Below are 19,540 nucleotides of genomic sequence, written 5' to 3' on the forward strand. Positions count from 1 at the left end.
ACCTCCGGAATCGGTATTAGAACGTGAGCCCTCTGATCGACATCTGCCCGCTCGATGATCTCCCTCCCGGGGGCAAGCGTCTCGTGGAGTACGAGGACCTCGAGATCGGCGTCGTCAACTGCCGCGGCGAGATCTTCGCCATCGAGGACCGCTGCTCGCACGACGACGGCGAGCTGGTCGACGGCGAGCTGGACCAAGAGGACTGCGCGATCGAGTGTCCCCGGCACGGGTCGCGGTTCGACCTGCGGACCGGAAAGCCCATGAACCTGCCTGCGTACGTGCCCGTCGACACCTTCCCGGTGCTCGTCGAGGACGGCGTGATTCGAGTGGAGGTCGACTGACCTGATGGCTACTCCCGAGGTGATCGCCGAGCAGCAGGCGCTGGTCGGCCTCAACAGCGACTACGAGACGAAGTTCGGCTTCCATGACCCGGAGACGGGTTACGCGTTCAAGGCCCCGAAGGGGTTGTCGAAGGCGCTGGTCGAGCAGATCTCCGAGTTCAAGAACGAACCGCAGTGGATGCGGGACTTCCGCCTGAAGGCGCTCGAGCACTTCCTCGAGCGTCCGCAGCCGACGTGGGGCTCGCCCATGCTCGCCGAGGTCGACTACGACGACATCCACTACTTCGTCCGCGCGTCCGAGAAGTCCTCGCGCACGTGGGACGACGTGCCCGAAGACATCAAGAACACGTTCGACCGCCTGGGCATCCCGGAGGCCGAGCGCAAGTTCCTGTCGGGTGTCGGCGCGCAGTACGAGTCCGAGGTCGTGTACCACCAGGTGCGCGAGGACCTCGAGAAGCAGGGCGTGATCTTCATGGACATGGACTCGGGGCTCCGTGAGCACGAGGACATCGTCCGCGAGTACTTCGCCTCGATCATCCCGGCCAACGACAACAAGCTCGCGGCGCTGAACTCCGCGGTGTGGTCGGGCGGCTCGTTCGTCTACGTGCCCAAGGGCGTGCACGTCGAGATGCCGCTGCAGGCCTACTTCCGGATCAACACCGAGAACATGGGCCAGTTCGAGCGGACGCTGATCATCGCCGACGAGGGCTCGTACGTGCACTACGTCGAGGGCTGCACCGCCCCGGTGTGGTCGACCGACTCCCTGCACTCGGCCGTCGTCGAGCTGATCGCCAAGCCGGGCGCGCGCATCCGCTACACGACCGTCCAGAACTGGTCGCAGAACGTCTACAACCTCGTCACCAAGCGCGCGGTCGCCGAGACCGACGCGACGGTCGAGTGGGTGGACTGCAACCTCGGCTCCAAGCTGACCATGAAGTACCCGTCCGTCTACCTGACGGGCGAGCGCGCGCACGGCGAGGTGCTGAGCATCGCGTTCGCGGGCAAGGGCCAGCACCAGGACGCCGGCGCCAAGATCATCCACGCGGCGCCGAACACGACGTCCAACATCTTCGCCAAGTCGATCTCCAAGGACGGCGGCCGCAGCTCCTACCGCGGTCTGCTCGAGGTCGCCAAGGGCGCCACGGGCTCCAAGTCCAAGGTCGTCTGCGACGCGCTGCTGCTCGACGAGCACTCGCGCTCGGACACCTACCCGACGATCCGCATCGGCGAGGACGACGTGGACGTCGGACACGAGGCGTCGGTCTCCAAGATCGGCGAGGAGCAGCTGTTCTACCTGATGGCGCGCGGCATCCCCGAGGACGAGGCGGGCAAGCTGATCGTCAACGGCTTCATCGAGCCGATCGTCAAGGAGCTCCCGATGGAGTACGCGGTGGAGATGAACCGCCTCATCGAGCTCCAGATGGAGGGCTCCATTGGCTGAGCTGACTTCGGTACGAGAGCCCGAGTGGCTGAAGGAGCGCCGCAGCGATGCGGCGCGCCGCGCCGCCGAGCTCGACGTCCCGCGCTTCAAGGGCAAGGCGGGCTGGGAGTTCACGGACATCTCCAAGCTCGACCTGGCGTCCTTCACGGCCGCCGAGCCGGGCGTCGGTGACGCGAGCGCGGTCGACCGCGCCGAGACGCTGCTGGAAGCGCCCGAGGGCGCGCACCATCTCGGGCAGGTCGACGGCCGCGTGCTCGACCATGGCGAGACCGACGGCGATCTCCTCGTGCTGCCGCTCACGCTCGCCTGCGAGACGCACGCCGACCTGGTCGCCGAGCACTTCGGCAAGGTCGTCGACGCCGAGCAGGACGTGTTCACGGCGCTCAACGACGCCGGCTGGACGGGCGGCGCGTTCGTCTACGTCCCGCGCGGCGTGCGCGTCGAGCAGCCGATCGTGCTCACCGCGATCACCGACGCGGACAAGACCGCTCTGCACCGCCGCGTGCTGATCGTGGTCGAGGAGGGCGCCGAGGCCGAGGTCTGGGAGCAGCACCTCTCCGGCTCCACCGACAACGAGACGATGCTGACGTCGATCGTCGAGCTGCGCGTGGGCCAGAACGCCCGCCTGCGGTTCGTCGGCGCGCAGGACCTCAACGAGAAGACGTGGGTGTTCGGCTCCCAGCGGGCCGAGGTCGCCCGCGACGGCCACCTGGACTGGGTGACGGCCGGCTTCGGCTCCGGCAACGGCAAGGTGTTCACCAACACGCTGCTCGCCGGCGAGGGCTCGCACGCGCGGGTCACGGGCGCCTACGCGCCGCACAGCCGCCAGCACGTGGACTTCGACACGCTGCAGGAGCACGGCGCGGCCAACACCACGTCCGACCTCGCCTTCCGCGGCGTCCTCGCCGACCGCTCGTCCGCGGTCTGGCGCGGCATGATCAAGGTCGACCCGGGCGCCCAGCAGACCGACGCCTTCCAGGAGTGCCGCAACCTGCTGCTCTCCAAGAAGGCGCACGCGGACGCGATCCCGGGCCTGGAGATCCTCGCCAACGACGTGCGCTGCACGCACGCGGCGGCGATCGCCCAGATCGATCCCGAGCAGGTCTTCTACCTGCGCGCCCGCGGCCTGGACGACACCCGCTCCAAGCGCCTCGTGATCGAGGGCTTCATGGCCGAGCTCGTCGAGCGCTTCGAAGAGGGGCCGATCCGCGAGGCCATGACGGCCGCGCTGGAACGGCGCCTCAGCGTCCTGCTGGACTAAGGAGTGGCGCGGGCGATCCCCTCGGCGATCGCCCGCAGCCGCTCGAGCAGCTCCGGCGGGCCGTCCACCTCGTACGGCTCGCTGATCATGGCGATCCGCATGGCGAGCCAGTCCAGGTTGTCGTCGCTCGTGCGCACCTCGCTGGTGTGCTCGTCGACCGCGGTCGCGTTGCCGAGCCAGTAGCGGCCCGAGAGCGTCTCCACGGGCGCGTGGATGACGACGCGCGCCTCGTAGCGCGCGCGGTAGCTCTTCAGGCTCTGCTGGACGTAGCTCGCCGCGTCCGGGGTGGGGAGGGTGCGCGGCACGAAGCGCGCGCCCGCCGGCTGTACCTGCTCGATCCGGTCCACACGGAACGTGCGCCAGTCCGTGCGGCCGCAGTCCCAGGCCACGAGGTACCAGCGGCGGCCGGCGTTCACGAGCGAGTGCGGCTCGGCCTCGCGCTTGCTGTCGGCCTTGTCGCGCGCGGTGTAGTTGAAGCGCACGCGCTCGTGGTCGCGCACGGCGGCGGCGAGCGCGGTCAGGCACTGCGGGTCCACGGTCGGCCCGCCGCCGTAGACCTGCAGCGTCTGGGTCGCGCGCCCGAGCGCCTGCACGCGCCGGCGCAGGTGCGCGGGGAGCACCTGCTCGAGCTTGACCAGCGCGCGCACGGCGGTCTCCTCGACGCCCATCACCGAGCTGCCCGCGGCCGTGCGCAGCGCGACGGCGATCGCGATCGCCTCGTCGTCGTCGAGCAGCAGCGGCGGCATCGCGGCGCCCGCGCGCAGCTGGTAGCCGCCGGCCGGGCCGGTCATCGACTCGACGGGGTAGCCGAGCGTGCGCAGCCGCTCGACGTCGCGCCGGATCGTGCGCGCGGACACCTCCAGCCGCTCGGCCAGCTCAGTGCCCGGCCAGTCGCGGCGGCCCTGCAGCAGGGACAGCAGGGTCAGCAGCCGGCTCGATGTCGTCTCGCTCACGCCGACAAGGATGCCCAAAATTGCGGACAAGTCGTGGCCGCAACACCGCCGAGGGTACGGCTGGCACGAGTCTTGAGGTTGCGGACAGATCCTGACCTAGACCCTCGGGAGGATCCCTATCATGCGATTCGAAGAGCCAGCGATCAGCGCTCAGGGCCTCGTCAAGTCGTTCGGGGACGTCCGCGCCCTCGACGGTGTCGATCTCGAGGCCGCGCCCGGCACGGTGCTGGGCGTGCTCGGCCCGAACGGGGCCGGGAAGACCACGTCCGTCCGCGTCCTCACGACGTTGCTGGAACCCGACGGCGGCCAGGCGCGCGTCGCGGGCCTGGACGTGGTCAAGGACGCGCCGCGGCTGCGGTCGCGGATCGGGCTCGCCGGCCAGTACGCGGCCGTCGACGAGAACCTGACCGGGATCGAGAACCTGACGATGGTCGGCCGGCTGTACGGCAACAAGCGCGCGGTGGCCAAGCGGCGCGCGGCCGAGCTGCTCGAGCGCTTCTCGCTCAGCGACGCCGGCTCGCGCCCGGCGAAGACCTACAGCGGCGGCATGCGGCGCCGGCTGGACCTGGCGGCGGCGCTGGTGGCCAGCCCGCCGGTCCTCTTCCTCGACGAGCCCACCACCGGCCTGGACCCGCGCTCGCGGATCGAGCTGTGGACGGCGATCGAGGAGCTGGTCGGCGAAGGCACCACGGTGCTGCTCACCACCCAGTACCTCGAGGAGGCCGACCGGCTCGCGGACCGGATCGCGGTCATCGACCACGGCCACGTGATCGCCGAGGGCACGGCCGACGAGCTCAAGGCCCGGGTCGGCGGCCTGCGCGTGGAGGTCACGCTCACCCACGGCGCCGCGGCGTTCGCGGCCATGACCGCGCTCGAGAGCATGAGCGACGAGCCCGTGCGGGTGGACGGGCCGCTCGTGTCCGTGCAGGTGGACGAACGGGCCGGCGCGATCATGGAGGCCGCGCGCAGGCTCAGTCAGGCGGGCGTCGGGGCCGAGGACATCGCGGTCCGGCGGCCGACGCTCGACGACGTGTTCCTGTCGCTGACCGGCCACGCGACGGTGGAAGACCAGGACGTTCCGGAGCTCGTGGAGGTCGCGGCATGATCAACGACACGCTCACCCTCGCCGAGCGCGCGCTCGTCCGGCTCCCGCGCAACCCGGACATGCTGCTGGCCTTCACGGTCCAGCCGATCATGTTCGTGCTGCTGTTCGCGTTCGTCTTCGGCGGCGCGATCGAGACGCCCGGCTACGGCGACTACATCGATTTTCTGATCCCGGGCATGATCGTCCAGCAGATCTGCTTCGGCGGCTTCGCGACCGCGCTCGGGCTCGCCGAGGACATGACCAAGGGCCTGATCGACCGCTTCCGCTCGTTGCCCACCGCGCGCGCGTCGGTGCTCGCGGGGCGCACGCTGGCGGACGTCGCCACCAACCTGCTGTCGGTCGCGATCCTGCTCGCGACGGGCCTGGTGATCGGCTTCCGCTTCGACGCGGGCGTGCCCGAGATCCTCGCCGGCCTCGGCCTGCTGCTGCTGTTCGGCTACGCGTTCAGCTGGATCTTCGCGCTGATCGGGATGAGCGTCTCCTCGCCCGAGGCGGCGAACGGCGTCGGCTTCACGCTGATCTTCCCGATCACGTTCATCTCGTCCGCGTTCGTGCCGGTGGCGTCGATGCCGGCGGGCCTCGAGCAGGTCGCCGAGGCGAACCCGGTCAGCGTCGTCGTGGACGCGATCCGTGCACTGTGGCTGGGCGGGGAGATGGGCAACAGCCTGTGGCTGAGCGTCGTCTGGTGCTTCGTGCTGATCGCGGTCTTCGCGCCGCTGGCGGTGCGCAAGTACCGGATGAGCGCGTCGGCCTGAGCAGATCGGCGGCGCCGTCGGGGTACCGGCGGCTGCCGCCGAGCGTGCGCGGACTCGAACTCTCGGAACCTGCATGCGGACAGGACGACTTGCGCGGTCACCCGATCGGCGTAAAGTCCGAGCGGATTTCCGTCTGTGGCGCAAACCCGGCTACAGTGCGGAGATCGACGCTGGACCGCGCGCGGCGCGGCTCCGTCCGTCCTGGCGCTTAGCCTCCATAGATCGCCCTTTCTCGACACGTGACCGCCTCCAACGACACCGCTTTCGGATCGTTGCGCGCGGAGCAGTGGACATCGCAGTGGTACCGGGCCTTGCAGTCAGCCGAGGTGAACGCCGGGGTGGACCTGCGTGCGGAGGCCGGGCAGTCGGTCTTCAGCCTGCTGCTGGCGATCTCGGTCGCGGCACACCGCGGGCGCGACGGGCTTCCGGTGGAGCTGCGCCTGCCGCGGGAGCCGGCTGGCCTTGACCAGTTGCGGCGTTGGAACTTCCAGTCGGTCTGCGAGCTGGCCACTGGCCGTTCTCTGCGCCGGTTGGTGGCGCCGGTCGACCACGCGCTGTTCGGCACACCCGCACCAGAGCGTCCGGCGGCAAAGGTGGCCAGCGGTGTCTCCGCGTTCATCGACGAGCTGGAACGCGACGCCTTCTTCGGGCTGACCGCCTACCGGCTATACGAGCGCGGCGCTCTAACGCGGATGATCCGATCCGAATGGGAACGGTGGCGACACCCGCTCGTTGCCCGCCTGGTGCGCCCTGTCACGGCGGACATCGCCCGCGACGTGGCACGCGTGTTGGTGCACGAGTTGCTCGCCAACGTGATCCAGCACCCGGACGCCACCATGGCGGTGGTCGGAACGTCGGTCGACTCGTCGCCCGCTGGCGAGCTTCGGCTTGTGATCGCGGTCTGGGACGATGGCGACAGCGTCGTTGACACGTTGTCGAAGATCCCGGTCGACCAGCTGCGCGCAACGGATGCCGACGACTGGGCCGCGGACATCACCGACGAGTTCATCGTCGACGCGCGCGGCTGGACCCCTGCGGCGACGTACATTCCGGCGAACTGGGTTCCGCCGGCCGGTGCTCAGGGCGGCGACCTGTTGCTGTCCGCCCTGCTTCCAGGGATCTCGCGCAAGCACGTGAGCGATGACTTCCCACAGGTTGACCGGCCGGAACCAGTCGCGTGGGAATCGCGGCGCGGATTCGGGCTGCACGCGCTCTATCGCAGCGCCATCAACGCGTTCGGCGGCACGGTATCCGTGCGAACTAGCGACTTCTGGCTGCGGCTGAGCGCCGGCGAGAAAGCGTTCCAGTACCGGGCGGACATCGATCGCGTCGACGAGCCGCTGTTCGGAAATCTGGTTTCGGTCGAGCTACCCCTCACGCCAGCTCGGCTCTGACTGGTGGCCGACGGCGTTCGTGTCGTCGCCTGGTCGGTGGTAGTCCACCTCGGCCAGGCGGTTACTCAGCCGGTTTCGGAGAGCCGTCGCAAGGAGCACCGATGGCTCGCGCGTTCGTTGAACGGGCTGGGCGTCGACCCGTGGTTCCGACAGGACTCCGCGTACCTGAGCGTCAAGCAGCTCAGCACGGAGCCCACGCGGGTGCAGCACTTCGTCGAACCGCCGGCCGATCTGCCCGACGACGCCACGATCATCCTCGACCTCAGCGACGCCCCGTACGAGTTGCTTAACGAGCCGCTGCTCGCGGGTCTCGCCGATGGCGTCGGACGCATGCTGGCCGGTGGGCCGCGCACGATCCTGATCTTGCTTTGCAAGCTTCCGCCGGAGTCGCTGCTGTGGGAGTTCCTCGAGCGCGACACCGCCGCGGACGGGACCGGCCGCGTTGTCGTGCTGGACGACGAGGGCGCGCTGCGGAGCTTCGGTCACGGAAAGCGCGGGTTCACGCCGCTGATGCGCGACTGGCCGGGGCGCCGCCGACAGGCCAGCGGGACCGCCAACGAGCGGTTTGAGCGACGCGTTGTGACGCGCCTCGGGCACTTCGCCACCGCAGACGGTGAGCGCTGCACACCGGCGTGGCAGGACATGCGCGGGGCAGTCGGAGAGCTCACCGAGTGCTTGTCCAATTGGATCGATCAGACCGGGGCGGCGGGCACCCGCATGATCGTGTGCGGTCCGTACTCCCGGGAGTTTCGCGTCGCGGTCGTCGCCGCGGCCGCCGCCTGCGGCGGAGACGCCGGGTTCGCGGCTACTCCCGACGAGCTCGAGGACACTGCGTCCGGCGTTGGCAACGTGCTGGCGTTCGAATACGTCCGCTCGGGCGACACTCTGGGTGACTTCCGGCGTGCGTTGCCCTCGTGGGGCGTCCCGGTGCGAACCCGCGCGCTCGCCGTCATGGCCGCGCCTGCGGCGTACGGTCTCAGGCACCCCGACCTCCAGCTCGACGTGCTGGCCGTGCGTGGGCACGAAGACGTGCAGCGGAGCGCGTGTGCACGCTGTCTCGCTTCCGCTCCGCGACTCGAAGATCCGTCGCGTACCGATCCGGGAACCGGCATCGATGCCGCGACGATGTGGTGGATGCTCGACCGCGTTCCCTGGGGTCCTGAAGGGTACGGCCCGCCGGAGCACGCGCGCTACCCCTATATCCCCGACTTCTCGGCTGTCTTCGAGCGGTTCGGTGATTGGATCGCGCTTAAGTACGAAGAGCTGCTGAAGGGCATCGGGCTGGTGGACGACCTCGTCGTCGTTTGCGCCGCCGAGCCGGCGGTTCGCGATCTGGTCAAGCGACTCGCCTCTCGCTTCCAGAACCAGCTGGTGCCGGTCGAGATCGAACGCGATGTCATCGATGCCGTCGCTGCCGACGCGGCGCGAGCACACGGGCTGGCGTCCGCGCTCGACGACGTGAGCGACGCAAGCGAGACGATCCCCGCCTGGCGGCGTCAGCTCGCCGACCTCGGTGGCCGCGAGACGGGCACCGGGCACCGGCTCGCGGTGATTGCGCTGGACGAGTTCAACGCGTCGGGCGCAACCGCGCGCGGACTGACCACGCTGCTCGGCGCGTTCGGCGTGACGCTCGACGCCTACGTTCCCTTCGTCGACTGGTCGGGCGGGGAACATGTTCCCGGGCGCCCAACGTGGTCGCTGTACTCGTTCTACTACCCGCGCCCCACCGGATGAGCAGGCCCGGCCGGGTACAGATCGCACGAGCCGCCTGCTTCGAGCTCCTGGGCCGCGTCTTCGCGAACCCCGACGCGATCAAGCAGGAGATGCTTCGCCGCGACTGCTCATCCTGGATCGAGGATCTCGACGAGCCAGGGCGGGTGTGGGCCGAACACGCGCTCGCGGAGTCCTACAAACCTCCAAGACAGAGAGCCTCGTTGATGCATCCTCCGACGCCATCCGCTCCCGATCGCGAGCGCATCGACGTGCTTCTTGTCACTGTTGTTCCGAACGAGGCGGAGGCGGCTGAGATCGTGTTTGACCTCGGACGCGACCATCCGGGGGCCCGCCGGCGGGAAGACGGCCGCAGGTACCACGAGGCATCGCTCGAGACCCATCGCGCCGGTCGGCTCAATCTGGTGCTGACGAATATTGGCGAGTCCGGCAACACCACCGCGCAGGGGGCCTTGCGCTCGATGCTGCGTCTCTACGAGCCCGAGTTGGTCTTGCTCGCCGGCATCGCAGCCGGCCGGCTGGACAGCGTGAAGCTCGGTGATCTCGTGCTCCCCCGCAAAGTCTGGTACCTCGAGAAAGGGGCCAGCCTTCCCGATGAGTTCCGGCGAGAAGCCCAAGAGCGGCGACTTCCTCAGCGGCTCTACACGCTCGTCGGAGAGCACCGAATCCGGAGAACCGGCTTTTACGAGCAACTGCAGGAGGCGCTCACACAACTCGACGACGACCAGCTACCTCCGGGCGTCAAACGAACCCACAAACCGGGATTTGACTCCGACGCGTCGGTCGTGGCCTCCGAGAAGCTCCTGCGCGACGGCTCCCTACGCAAGCTCGCCTCCGCCGAGGGCGTCGATCGGAAGATCAAGCTGGGCGATATGGAGTCGTGGGGACTCGTGCAGGCCGTCGGCAGCGGCAGCGTCGGCGAGTGGACTGGAGACAACCCGCCGGAGTGGATGGTCGTGCGTGCCGTCAGTGATTTCGGCGAGGTCGACAAGGACGACAATTGGCAGATGTTTGCCTCGGTCTGCGCACTCGTCGGCGCCAGGCATTTCTTGCAGGTGACTTACGAGCGTCGAAAGGACGCCGTTCTGTAGCCGTCAGGTGGCGAGCATGCCTCCGTCGACCGGGAGCACGATCCCGGTCACGTAGGACGAGGCGTCACTGGCGAGGAAGAGGAGCGCGGCGGTCAGCTCCTCGGCCTCGCCAGGCCGGCCCATCGGCAGCCGCTGCTGCTGGGCCTCGAGGTAGCCGTCCGGATACTGCTCGGTCATCTCGCTCGGGAAGAACCCGGGCGCCAGCGCGTTGACGCGGATGCCCTTGCGGCCCGTCCACTGCACGGCGAGGTCGCGCGTGAGGCCGATGATCGCCGCCTTGCTGGACGCGTACGCGGCCTGTGGGAGCCCGGCCGTGGTGGAGCCGAGCACCGAGCCGATGTTCACGATGCTCGAGCCGGGCGGCATCACGCGTCCGCAGGCCTGGGCCATCCAGTAGGAGCCGTTGAGGTTGACGTCGATCACCTGGCGGAACTGCTCGGGCGTCTCGCGTGTGGCCGGGTACGCGGTGCCGATGCCGGCGTTGTTGACCAGCACGTCGACCTTGCCGAACGCGGCGACGGTCTCCTCGATCACGCGCGTGCAGTCCTCGGGCCGGGACACGTCGGCGGGGACGGCGAGGCAGCGGCGGCCGAGCTGCTCGACGGCGGCGCGGGTCTCCTCCAGTCGGTCGGCGCGGCGCGCGCAGATCGCGATGTCGGCGCCGGCCTCCGCGAGCCCGGTGGCGAACGCGGCGCCCAGCCCTGAGGAGGCGCCGGTGATGACGGCGACCTTGCCGTCCAGGCGGAAGCGGTCGAGCACGCTGGGCATGGCTGCACGCTAGCGAGTTCGCGTGGCGCCACGCGGCGGCGCACCGCGGGGGCGAACTCGCGGTGCATCGCCCCTGGGCGATGCTACGTGGTCTCTCCCTGAATGACGCGCGGCTTGATGACCACCGGCGTGGCGTCGACCTCGCGGCCCTCGATCAACGCGTGCAGCGTTCGCACCATCTCGCGGTGGCCCTCGGGCGTGCCGAGCTTGATCGTGGTCAGCCGCGGATGCGCGAGGCGGGCCGGCGGGCTGTCGTCGGTGCCGATCAACGCGACGCCGGGCGGGAGTGAGTCCCGGGCCCCGAGCGCGATCTCGTCGTTGAAGGCGTACACGGCGGTCGGCCGGCGCGCCAGCCCGCGGGCGAGCCCGTTGGCCGGCACGTCCGTGAGCGTCACCCCGAGGCGCTCCGCCGCGGCGCGCGCGCCGGCGAGGCGCTGCTCGCCCAAGGGCTGCAGCTGGCTGCCGAGCGGCGTGACCGCCAGCACGTTCGTGTGCCCGCGTTCGGCCAGGTGCTCGATCGCGACCGCGCCGACGCTGCGCTGGTCAAGCGAGAATGACGGGACGCCCGGCTCCGGCGGCTGGCCGAGCGTGACGATCCCGCGGCAGCCGTTCGCGCGCAGCAGGTCCAGCGGCGGCAGGTCGGTGCCGGGCGCGATCAGCCCGACCGGGCGGACGCGGTCGCACGCCTTCTGCAGCCCGTCCGGCCCGCCGGCGTGGACGAAGTGCACGAGCGGCGTGTAGCCGAGCCGGTCCAGCTCGCCGACCAGCCCGGTGAGCAGCTCTGCGACCACGGGGCCCAGCGGCCAGTTCGGCAGCGCGAAGATGACCACGGAGGTGCGGCCGGCGCGCAGTGCCGAGGCCATCGCGTTCGGCGTGTAGCCGAGCTCGCGCGCCGCCGCCAGCACGCGCTCGCGCGTCTGGTCGGACACGCGCGCGTCCACGCCGTTGAGGACGTAGGAGACCGTCGCGCGGCTCACGCCGGCGGCGGCGGCCACGTCGGCACTGGTTACGTTCGGGCGCCCCACGAACGGCTGATCCTACGAGAAGGCGATGAGAGTAGGGTCGGGCCATGCCGACCAGCCTTGCCCAGCTGTTGACCGAGACGGCGAGCGCGCACGCCGAGCGCCCGGCGCTCAAGCTCGACGACAGCGTCGTCAACTACGCGGTCCTCAATGAGGGCGCCACGCGCATCGCCGGCCTGCTCAAGGACAAGGGCGTCGCGCCCGGCGACCGCGTCGGGATCATGCTTCCGAACGTCCCGTACTTCGCGGTCGTCTACTACGGCATTCTGCGCGCCGGCGGCGTCGTGGTGCCGATGAACGTGCTGCTCAAGGGCCGCGAGGTCGGCTTCTACCTCAAGGACTCCGGCGCGAAGTACCTGTTCGCCTGGCACGACTTCGGCGAGGCCGCGTCGGTGGGCGCCGAAGAAGCCGGGGCCGAGGTCGTCAGCGTCAAGCCGGGCGAGTTCGAGCAGCTCGTGATGGGTGCCCCGCGGGCCGAGGGCGACGAGCCGCGCGAGAGCTCGGACACGGCCGTGATCCTCTACACGAGCGGGACGACCGGCACCCCCAAGGGCGCTGAGCTCACGCACGAGAACCTGATCCTCAACTGCAGCGTGACGGCCAAGACGCTGATCGACGTCACCGAGGACGACGTCGTCCTCGGTGCGCTGCCGTTGTTCCACTCCTTCGGGCAGACGTGCGGGATGAACGCCGCCGTCGCGCACGGCGCGTGCCTGACGCTGATCCCGCGCTTCGAGCCCGTCAAGGCGCTCGAGATCATCGCCCGCGACCGGGTGACGATCCTCGAGGGCGTGCCGACGATGTACCACGCGATGCTCAATGTTCCCGAGCGCGAGACCGCGGACACGTCCTCGCTGCGCGTGTGCGTGAGCGGCGGCTCGGCGATGCCGGTCGAGGTCATGAAGGCGTTCGAGCAGGCGTTCGACTGCATCATCCTCGAGGGCTACGGGCTCAGCGAGACGTCGCCGGTCGCGTCCTTCAACCACCCCGACCGCGAGCGCAAGCCCGGCTCGATCGGGACGCCGATCGAGGGCGTCGAGATGAAGCTCGTCGACGAGGACGACAAGGACGTGGCGCCGGGCGACGTGGGCGAGATCGTGATCCGCGGCCACAACGTGATGAAGGGCTACTGGCAGCGCGACGAGGCCACCGAGGAGGTCATGCGCGGCGGCTGGTTCCACTCCGGCGACATGGCCACGCAGGACTCCGACGGCTACTTCTTCATCGTCGACCGCAAGAAGGACATGATCATCCGCGGCGGGTACAACGTCTACCCGCGCGAGATCGAGGAGATCCTCTACGAGCATCCGGCCGTGTCCGAGGTGGCCGTGATCGGCGTCCCGGACGAGTCGCTCGGCGAGGAGGTCGCGGCGATGGTCGTCCTCAAGGGCGAGGCCTCCGAGGACGACCTGCGCGCGTTCGTCAAGGAGCGCGTCGCCGCCTACAAGTACCCGCGCAAGATCTGGTTCTCGAACGAGCTGCCGAAGGGGCCGACGGGCAAGATCCTCAAGCGCGAGATCAAGGCTCCCTCCGGCGAGCCAGCGTGACCCCGTCCGACAGGCCGAGCAGGACGGACTCGACCCGGTCGTCGGCCGCGATCCGCTCGTTGAGCGCCGCCATCGTCTTAGCGCGCTCGTCCTCCGGGGCGAGCACGCGGTTGGCCAGCAGCGTGTTGTCGAGCACGAGGACGCCGCCCGGGCGCAGGCGCGGGACGAGCGCGTCGTAGTAGGCGGGGTAGCCGGTCTTGTCGGCGTCGACGTAGGCGAGGTCGATGTGCGGCGTGTCCGGCAGCTGCGCGAGGTTCTCCACGGCCGGGCCGAGCGTGATGTCGACCCGGTCGGTGAGCCCCGCCGCCTCGAGGTTGCGGCGCGCGATCGCGGCGAACTCCTCGCTCACCTCGAAGCAGGTGAGCCGGCCGCCGTCGGCCAGCCCGCGCGCGATGCAGATCGCCCCGTAGCCCGTGAACGTGCCCACCTCGACGGCGGTCTTGGCGTCCAGCATGCGCGCGAGGATCGTCAGCAGCGCGGCCTGGTCCGGGCGCGAGAGCATGCCCGCGTTGGGCAGCAGGCGCGTCTCGCGCTCGACGCGCGCAAGCACCTCGTCCTGGCCGGCGAAGCGCGTCAGATAGGCGGTCAACTCTGGGTCGCGGGGCATCGGGACATCTTTGCAGGGACGAAATCAGCGCAATTTGCGCACGAATTGCCCGCTCGCAGGGGGCGAAACCGGCCGCGATCCGCCTCAATACCGGCGAGGGCAACGGACAGGATGGGTTGAGCGGTGGCAGCGCTGGGCGAACGCGGGACGGATCCGGTCGCGCGCGTGGAGACGATGGTGGGGCGGCACGGGCCGGCGCTGCTGCGCGTCGCCAACCAGTTCTCGCTCTGCCACGACGACGCGCTCGACGCCTACCAGCGCGCGCTGGAGATCTACCTGCGGCGGATGGACACCGTCGAGGTGGCGACCGAGGGCGCGTGGATGCGCGTCGTGGTCAAGCACGAGGCGATGGCGATCCGCAAGGCGCGGGCGGCGTCCGTGGACGCGACCGACACGGACTTCGACGCGAGCGAGTCCGGGCTGCGCGAGGTCTCCGACGCGGTCGCGGGCGGTGAGCGGGTCGGGCGCTCGGTCGAGGCGCTCAAGGCCCTCAAGCCCGACGAGGCGCGGGCGCTGCTGCTCAAGGCCGAAGGGCTGTCCTACGACGAGATCGGCACGCGCTTCGGGTGGTCCTACACGAAGGTCAACCGGAGCATCGCCGAGGGCCGCAAGCGGTTCCTGAACGTCTTCAGCGAGATCGAGTCCGGCGAGGCGTGCGCGGCCTACGAGGACACGCTGGACGCGCTCGCGCGCGGGCAGGCCACCAGCGTGCAGATGGTCTCGATCCGCCCGCACCTGCGCCACTGCGCGGCGTGCCGCGCGACCGTGCGGCAGATGCGCTTCTCGCGCACGCGCCGGCTCGCGCTACTGGCGCCGTTCGGCTGGATCACGCGCCTGCTCACGCGGCCCGAGGTGGTGCAGCTCTCGTCCTCGGGCGGCGGGCGCTTCGGCACCGCGGCGAGCATCGTCGGCCTGTGCCTGACCGGCGCGGGCGCCGGGGCGGCCTGCGTGATGACCGGTGCGCTGCCGGCTCCGGCGATCATCGCCACGGTCGACAAGCCGGCCGCGACGGCGACCCCCGCGCCCAAGCGCGACAAGCCCGAGGGCGACAAGCGCGAGCCGGTCAAGACCAAGCCGGTGAAGGTCGTGCCCGAGGTGCCGGCGCGCAAGTACGCCGCGCTCGCCACGCCGACCCCGCCGCCGCCGCCCGCCAAGCCGAAGCGCAAGGCGGCCGCGCCCGAGCGCAAGCGCAAGCCGGTCGTGATCGCCAAGCGCAAGCGCCAGGAGTTCGGCTTCGAGGGCAGCCCTGCGGCGCCGGCGCCCGCGGCGACCGCCACGGCGCCGGTCGCGAGCGCCGCGAGCGCGGGCGGTGCCAGCGGCTCCGCGCCGTCACGCCCGTCCAGCGGCGGCGGCGCCTCGAAGAGCAGCGGCGAGTTCGGCTTCGAAGGCGGCTGAACGAGGCTCGCTAGGCTGCCCGCGGTCTTTGGCGGAAGGAGCCTTGTGAGCGACGTGATCGCCGGTCTGCGACGCGACCTGGAACAGCGGTTGAACGACATCGAGCGCCAGCTGGCGGAGCACGAGCCGCTGCTGCGTGAGCGTGAGCAGATCCAGGCGGCGCTGGAGCAGCCGCCGTTCGCGAGCTCGCCCCGTCCCGTGGCGGCCAAGCGCGCGCCCGCGCGCAAGGCGGCGGCCAAGCGGGCACCGCGTGGCGCCAACCGCGAAGCGATCCTCAAGGCGGTGGACGAGCGTCCGGGCGCGAGCGCGACGGAGATCGCCGACGTCACGAACATCTCGCGCGCGGTGACCTACAACACGCTCGCCAAGCTGGTCGAGCAGGGCCGGCTGGAGAAGGCGGAGCTGCCCGGCGGCCAGACCGGTTACAAGCCCGCAACGCCGGCCGAACCCCAGCCGGGCCTATAGTCGGCAGCATGACGCGCACGGCGACGACACCCGAGATCAAGGACTCCATCCTCGACACGGTCGGCGAGACGCCGCTCGTGCGCCTGAGCCGGATCGCGCAGGGCTGTGCGCCACAGGTCGTGGCGAAGGTCGAGTACTTCAACCCCGGCGGCTCCATCAAGGACCGCGTCGCGGTCGCGATGATCGAGGCCGCCGAGCGCGACGGCCGGCTGCGGCCGGGCGGCACGATCATCGAGCCGACCTCCGGCAACACCGGCGCGGGCCTCGCGGTCGCCGCTCGTCTGAAGGGCTACCGCGTGATCGCGGTCATGCCGGACAAGATGTCGCGCGAGAAGATCGACCTGCTGCGCGCCTATGGCGCCGAGGTCGTCGTCTGCCCGACCGACGTGGACCCGTCCTCGCCGCAGTCCTACTACCGCGTGGCCGAGCGCCTGACGCGTGAGATCCCCGGCGGGTTCCAGCCCAACCAGTACGCGAACGCGGCCAACCCGGAGGCGCACTACCTGAGCACCGGGCCGGAGCTGTGGCGCCAGACGGGCGGGAAGATCACGCACTTCGTGGCCGGCGTCGGCACGGGCGGCACGATCACCGGCACCGCGCGCTACCTGAAGGAGCAGAACCCGAAGATCGAGGTCATCGGCGCTGATCCTGTCGGCTCGATCTACTCCAACGAGGAGGTACACCCGTACCTGGTCGAGGGCGTGGGCGAGGACTTCTGGCCGTCCACGTACGACCCGTCGCTGGTCGACCGCTACGTGACGGTGTCCGACCGCGACTCGTTCCTGACGACGCGCCGGCTGGCCGAGACCGAGGGCCTGCTGGTCGGCGGCTCGTGCGGGCTCGCGATGCACGCGGCGCTCGAGGTGGCCGCGTCGATCGACGATCCCAACGCGATGGTCGCCGTGATCCTGCCCGACGGCGGGCGCGGCTACCTGTCGAAGATCTTCAACGACGAGTGGATGACCCAGCACGGCTTCCTCGAGCGCGGCGCGGACCGGACGGTCGGCGACGTGCTGAAGATGAAGACGCGCGCGGGGGAGATCCCGCCGTTCGTGGTCGTGCAGACGCACCAGACCGTCCGCGACGCGATCACGCTGCTGCACGAGCACCGCGTCTCCCAGCTGCCGGTGGTGTCGGCGGACGATCCGTACACGACCGTCGGCAGCGTCGGCGAGCGCGGGCTGCTGAAGGCGGCGATGGGTGACCCTGCGGTGATGTCGGCGGAGATCTCGGGCGTGATGGAGGCGCCGTTCGCGGGCGTGTCCACGAGCGATCCCGTGCGTGAGGCCGTCGAGCTGCTGACGGGCGACACGCAGGCGCTGATCGTCTCCGAGCACGGGCGCCCGGTCGGGATCGTCACGCGCACCGACCTGCTCGAGTCGCTGGTCGCATGAGGTTCGCGACGAAGGCGGTCCACGCCGGGCTCGAGCCCGAGCCCACCTACGGCGGCGTCGTGCCGCCGATCCACCAGGCGTCGACGTACGTGCAGCGCGCGGTCGGCGACTTCGTCGAGGACTTCGACTACTCGCGTTCCGCGAATCCCACGCGCGCGGCGCTGGAGCGGGCGATCGGGGAGCTCGAGGGCGGGTTCGGCTCCTGCTTCTCGTCCGGCATGGCGGCCGAGCACGCGCTCATCACCGCGGTGTGCGACGCGGGCGATCACGTCGTGATCCCGGACGATCTGTATGGCGGGACGTACCGGCTCGTCGACAAGGTGCTCAAGCGCTGGGGCCTGGAGTACACGATGGTCGACCAGACCAACCTCGACCTGGTCCACGCCTCGATGCGGCCCGAGACCAAGCTCGTGTGGATCGAGACGCCGACGAACCCGACGCTGAAGGTGATCGACGTCGCGGGCATCATCGAGCGCGCCGGCGGCGCGTTCGTGGCGGTCGACAACACGTTCGCGACGCCCGTCTACCAGCGGCCGCTGGAGCTGGGGGCGGACGCGGTCGTGCACTCGGCGACCAAGTACCTCGGCGGGCACTCGGACTCGGTGTCGGGCGCGGTCGTCGTGAGCGACGAAGAGCGCCACGCGGCCGTGCGGTTCGTGCAGAACTCGGTCGGCGCGGTCCCCGGGCCGCTGGACTGCTTCCTCGTGCACCGCGGGCTGCGGACGCTGCACCTGCGGATGGCGGCGCACACCGAGAACGCGCGTGTGGTCTCGCAGTGGCTGGAGGGTGTCGACGGCGTGAGCGACGTCTGCTGGCCCGGGTTCAGCGGCATGGTCTCGTTCCGCCACCCGGACGCCGTGGCGCTGGTCGGGCGGACGAAGGTGTTTTCGCTGGCCGAGTCGCTCGGCGGCGTGGAGTCGCTGATCGAAGTCCCGCAGGCGATGACGCACGGGTCCGTGGAAGGGTCCGCGGCGGCCGTGCCGCCCGACCTCGTGCGGCTCTCGTGCGGCGTCGAGGCGCCCGAGGATCTCGTCGAGGATCTCGCTCAAGCCATCGGCGCCTAGCGCCGATGTGACCAGCGGTGGGTTTCTTAACGTCTTCCCGACGCGATCGTCGGCATCCTAGTCTGATGCTCCGGATCGCCCTCGCGGCCACGGCCGCCGGCCTCGTCACGCTCGGTGGCGGGTACCTCGCGCTCGGCGCGGCCGGAGAAGAGCCCGCGGTGGCGCGCACGGCGGCGCCGGCGTCCTCGCCGATGATCGCTGCCGCGACGCCCGAGCCACAGGTCTCGCTCCCGCCGCTCCCCGAGGGGTCGCGGGCGAAGGCCGTCGCGCCGGTCGCGGGCGTCCAGAGCGCCACGCCGGCGGCGGGCACCGCGGACGCCGGGCTGACCGGCGCCGGTGACGCCAAGCCCACGACGGAAGCCTCCTCCGCCCCGCGCGGCAAGAGCCCGGGGACGGTCGCGGTCGACAAGGCGGTCGCGATCGGTGGCGGCGTCGCGCTGCCCCCGCTCGAGGCGCCCGAGGCGATCAAGAAGATGATCGAGGCCGGCAACGGCATCGCGCGCACGCCCTACAAGTGGGGCGGCGGGCACGGCAAATGGCAGGACACCGGCTACGACTGCTCGGGCTCGGTCTCGTTCGTGCTCGCGGCCGCCGGGCTGCTCGACGGGCCGCTCGCCTCCGGTCCCCTGATGTCCTGGGGCGAGCCGGGGCGCGGCAAGTGGGTCACGATCTGGACCAACGCGGGCCACGTCTTCCTCGAGGTGGCGGGCATCCGCTTCGACACCTCCGCCCAGCGCGTCACGGGTTCGCGCTGGATCAACGAGATGCGCTCCACGGAAGGCTTCGTGGCGCGGCATCCGCCCGGGTTGTAAGCCACCGGGAGGGGCTGCCGCCCCGCTCGCTCCACGACTGGGGTCCCGACCCCATGTACCCCATATGGGGGAGGGTCGACTACTCCGGTTGCCAGCCGTTGTTCTCGTAGGAGACCCAGATGCCCCGCTTCTTCCATGACACCGTTCCCGCTCTGCCCGCCGAGGTGCTGGCCGAGGTCGACGCTGCCTGGGAGCGGGCGCACGACCTGGTGGCCGACGAGCTCGAGCTGCACTTCGACGTGTCCGTCAGCGGGCGCGTGCGCGGCGAGCTGAGGGACGCCTGCGGCGGTGAGCTCGTCGCGCGCCTGTCCGCCGCGGAGGCGCTCGCGCTGGCCTGCGGGGACGCGGAGTTGGCGCTCGCCGCATAGCTGCGCGAGGCGGCGGGCAGGATGAA

The 19,540-nt window shown here is 70.5% G+C and carries 19 protein-coding genes; 15 read left to right on the forward strand and 4 right to left on the reverse strand.

Features of this window, described 5'->3' with window-relative positions; genetic code table 11:
- Positions 1-23 precede the first annotated feature (23 nt).
- From OJ962_RS16700 to sufD, 3 genes are read left to right on the forward strand one after another with little or no spacing between them, the layout of a single operon-like run.
- Positions 24-341, forward strand: a complete 318-nt coding sequence (locus tag OJ962_RS16700; protein WP_202956679.1) for a Rieske (2Fe-2S) protein — start codon at positions 24-26, stop codon at positions 339-341.
- A 4-nt stretch (positions 342-345) separates the two neighbouring features.
- The gene (gene sufB / locus OJ962_RS16705) at positions 346-1,782 is read left to right on the forward strand and encodes a Fe-S cluster assembly protein SufB (protein ID WP_202956680.1); all 1,437 of its coding nucleotides are present in this window, start codon (positions 346-348) and stop codon (positions 1,780-1,782) included.
- Positions 1,775-3,043 carry a Fe-S cluster assembly protein SufD gene (gene sufD, locus OJ962_RS16710; protein ID WP_202956681.1) on the forward strand — a complete coding sequence of 423 codons (1,269 nt, stop codon included), beginning with the start codon at positions 1,775-1,777 and terminating at the stop codon, positions 3,041-3,043. Before sufB ends, sufD begins: the two co-directional genes overlap by 8 nt.
- On the opposite strand, the gene OJ962_RS16715 is transcribed toward sufD, so the two are convergent.
- A complete protein-coding gene (locus OJ962_RS16715) occupies positions 3,040-3,996 on the reverse strand; it encodes a helix-turn-helix transcriptional regulator (RefSeq protein WP_202956682.1) in 957 nt (318 codons plus the stop codon). The genes sufD and OJ962_RS16715 overlap by 4 nt on opposite strands.
- Before the next feature lie 121 nt (positions 3,997-4,117).
- Between OJ962_RS16715 and OJ962_RS16720 the strand changes: the two genes are divergently transcribed.
- The 5 genes from OJ962_RS16720 (at position 4,118) to OJ962_RS16740 (ending at position 10,072) form a co-directional block, all read left to right on the forward strand.
- On the forward strand, positions 4,118-5,101 hold the full coding sequence (locus OJ962_RS16720) for an ATP-binding cassette domain-containing protein (protein ID WP_202956683.1): 984 nt from the start codon (positions 4,118-4,120) through the stop codon (positions 5,099-5,101).
- Positions 5,098-5,856 (forward strand): ABC transporter permease, encoded by a 759-nt coding sequence (locus OJ962_RS16725; protein WP_202956684.1) that lies wholly within the window; start codon positions 5,098-5,100, stop codon positions 5,854-5,856. The genes OJ962_RS16720 and OJ962_RS16725 overlap by 4 nt, the downstream gene beginning before the upstream one ends.
- A gap of 239 nt (positions 5,857-6,095) precedes the next feature.
- Complete coding sequence (locus tag OJ962_RS16730; RefSeq protein WP_202956685.1) at positions 6,096-7,250, forward strand: hypothetical protein; 1,155 nt, start codon at positions 6,096-6,098, stop codon at positions 7,248-7,250.
- A gap of 3 nt (positions 7,251-7,253) precedes the next feature.
- On the forward strand, positions 7,254-8,984 hold the full coding sequence (locus tag OJ962_RS16735) for a hypothetical protein (protein WP_202956686.1): 1,731 nt from the start codon (positions 7,254-7,256) through the stop codon (positions 8,982-8,984).
- Complete coding sequence (locus OJ962_RS16740) at positions 8,981-10,072, forward strand: nucleoside phosphorylase-I family protein (protein ID WP_202956687.1); 1,092 nt, start codon at positions 8,981-8,983, stop codon at positions 10,070-10,072. Before OJ962_RS16735 ends, OJ962_RS16740 begins: the two co-directional genes overlap by 4 nt.
- Before the next feature lie 3 nt (positions 10,073-10,075).
- Here OJ962_RS16740 and OJ962_RS16745 read toward each other — a convergent pair whose 3' ends face one another.
- Both OJ962_RS16745 and OJ962_RS16750 read right to left on the reverse strand, forming a co-directional pair.
- Positions 10,076-10,840, reverse strand: coding sequence for an SDR family NAD(P)-dependent oxidoreductase (locus tag OJ962_RS16745; protein WP_202956688.1), 765 nt, complete (start codon positions 10,838-10,840; stop codon positions 10,076-10,078).
- Between the two features lie 83 nt (positions 10,841-10,923).
- Entirely contained in the window at positions 10,924-11,865 is a 942-nt protein-coding gene (locus OJ962_RS16750; protein ID WP_202956689.1) for a LacI family DNA-binding transcriptional regulator, read from the reverse strand.
- 44 nt (positions 11,866-11,909) lie between these two features.
- On the opposite strand from OJ962_RS16750, the gene OJ962_RS16755 reads away from it, so the two are divergent.
- Entirely contained in the window at positions 11,910-13,409 is a 1,500-nt protein-coding gene (locus OJ962_RS16755) for a long-chain-fatty-acid--CoA ligase (RefSeq protein ID WP_202956690.1), read from the forward strand.
- Here the strand turns inward: OJ962_RS16755 and OJ962_RS16760 are convergent.
- The gene (locus tag OJ962_RS16760; RefSeq protein WP_202956691.1) at positions 13,381-14,016 is read right to left on the reverse strand and encodes an O-methyltransferase; all 636 of its coding nucleotides are present in this window, start codon (positions 14,014-14,016) and stop codon (positions 13,381-13,383) included. The two genes, OJ962_RS16755 and OJ962_RS16760, sit on opposite strands and share 29 nt — an antisense overlap.
- Positions 14,017-14,139: 123 nt before the next feature.
- On the opposite strand from OJ962_RS16760, the gene OJ962_RS16765 reads away from it, so the two are divergent.
- From OJ962_RS16765 to OJ962_RS16790, 6 genes are all read left to right on the forward strand, one after another.
- Entirely contained in the window at positions 14,140-15,411 is a 1,272-nt protein-coding gene (locus OJ962_RS16765) for an RNA polymerase sigma factor (protein ID WP_202956692.1), read from the forward strand.
- Positions 15,412-15,456: 45 nt separating this feature from the next.
- Positions 15,457-15,876 carry a helix-turn-helix domain-containing protein gene (locus OJ962_RS16770; protein WP_202956693.1) on the forward strand — a complete coding sequence of 140 codons (420 nt, stop codon included), beginning with the start codon at positions 15,457-15,459 and terminating at the stop codon, positions 15,874-15,876.
- 8 nt (positions 15,877-15,884) lie between these two features.
- Positions 15,885-17,270: a cystathionine beta-synthase gene (locus tag OJ962_RS16775; RefSeq protein WP_202956694.1), complete on the forward strand. Its 1,386-nt coding sequence runs from the start codon at positions 15,885-15,887 to the stop codon at positions 17,268-17,270.
- Positions 17,267-18,334, forward strand: coding sequence for a trans-sulfuration enzyme family protein (locus tag OJ962_RS16780; RefSeq protein WP_202956695.1), 1,068 nt, complete (start codon positions 17,267-17,269; stop codon positions 18,332-18,334). The genes OJ962_RS16775 and OJ962_RS16780 overlap by 4 nt, the downstream gene beginning before the upstream one ends.
- A gap of 65 nt (positions 18,335-18,399) precedes the next feature.
- Positions 18,400-19,146, forward strand: a complete 747-nt coding sequence (locus OJ962_RS16785; RefSeq protein WP_202956696.1) for a C40 family peptidase — start codon at positions 18,400-18,402, stop codon at positions 19,144-19,146.
- 119 nt (positions 19,147-19,265) lie between these two features.
- Positions 19,266-19,514 (forward strand): hypothetical protein, encoded by a 249-nt coding sequence (locus tag OJ962_RS16790; protein WP_202956697.1) that lies wholly within the window; start codon positions 19,266-19,268, stop codon positions 19,512-19,514.
- Positions 19,515-19,540 lie beyond the last annotated feature (26 nt).

Origin of the sequence: Solirubrobacter deserti (assembly GCF_027587175.1) — a bacterium.
GTDB classification, from domain to species: Bacteria; Actinomycetota; Thermoleophilia; order Solirubrobacterales; family Solirubrobacteraceae; genus Solirubrobacter; species Solirubrobacter deserti.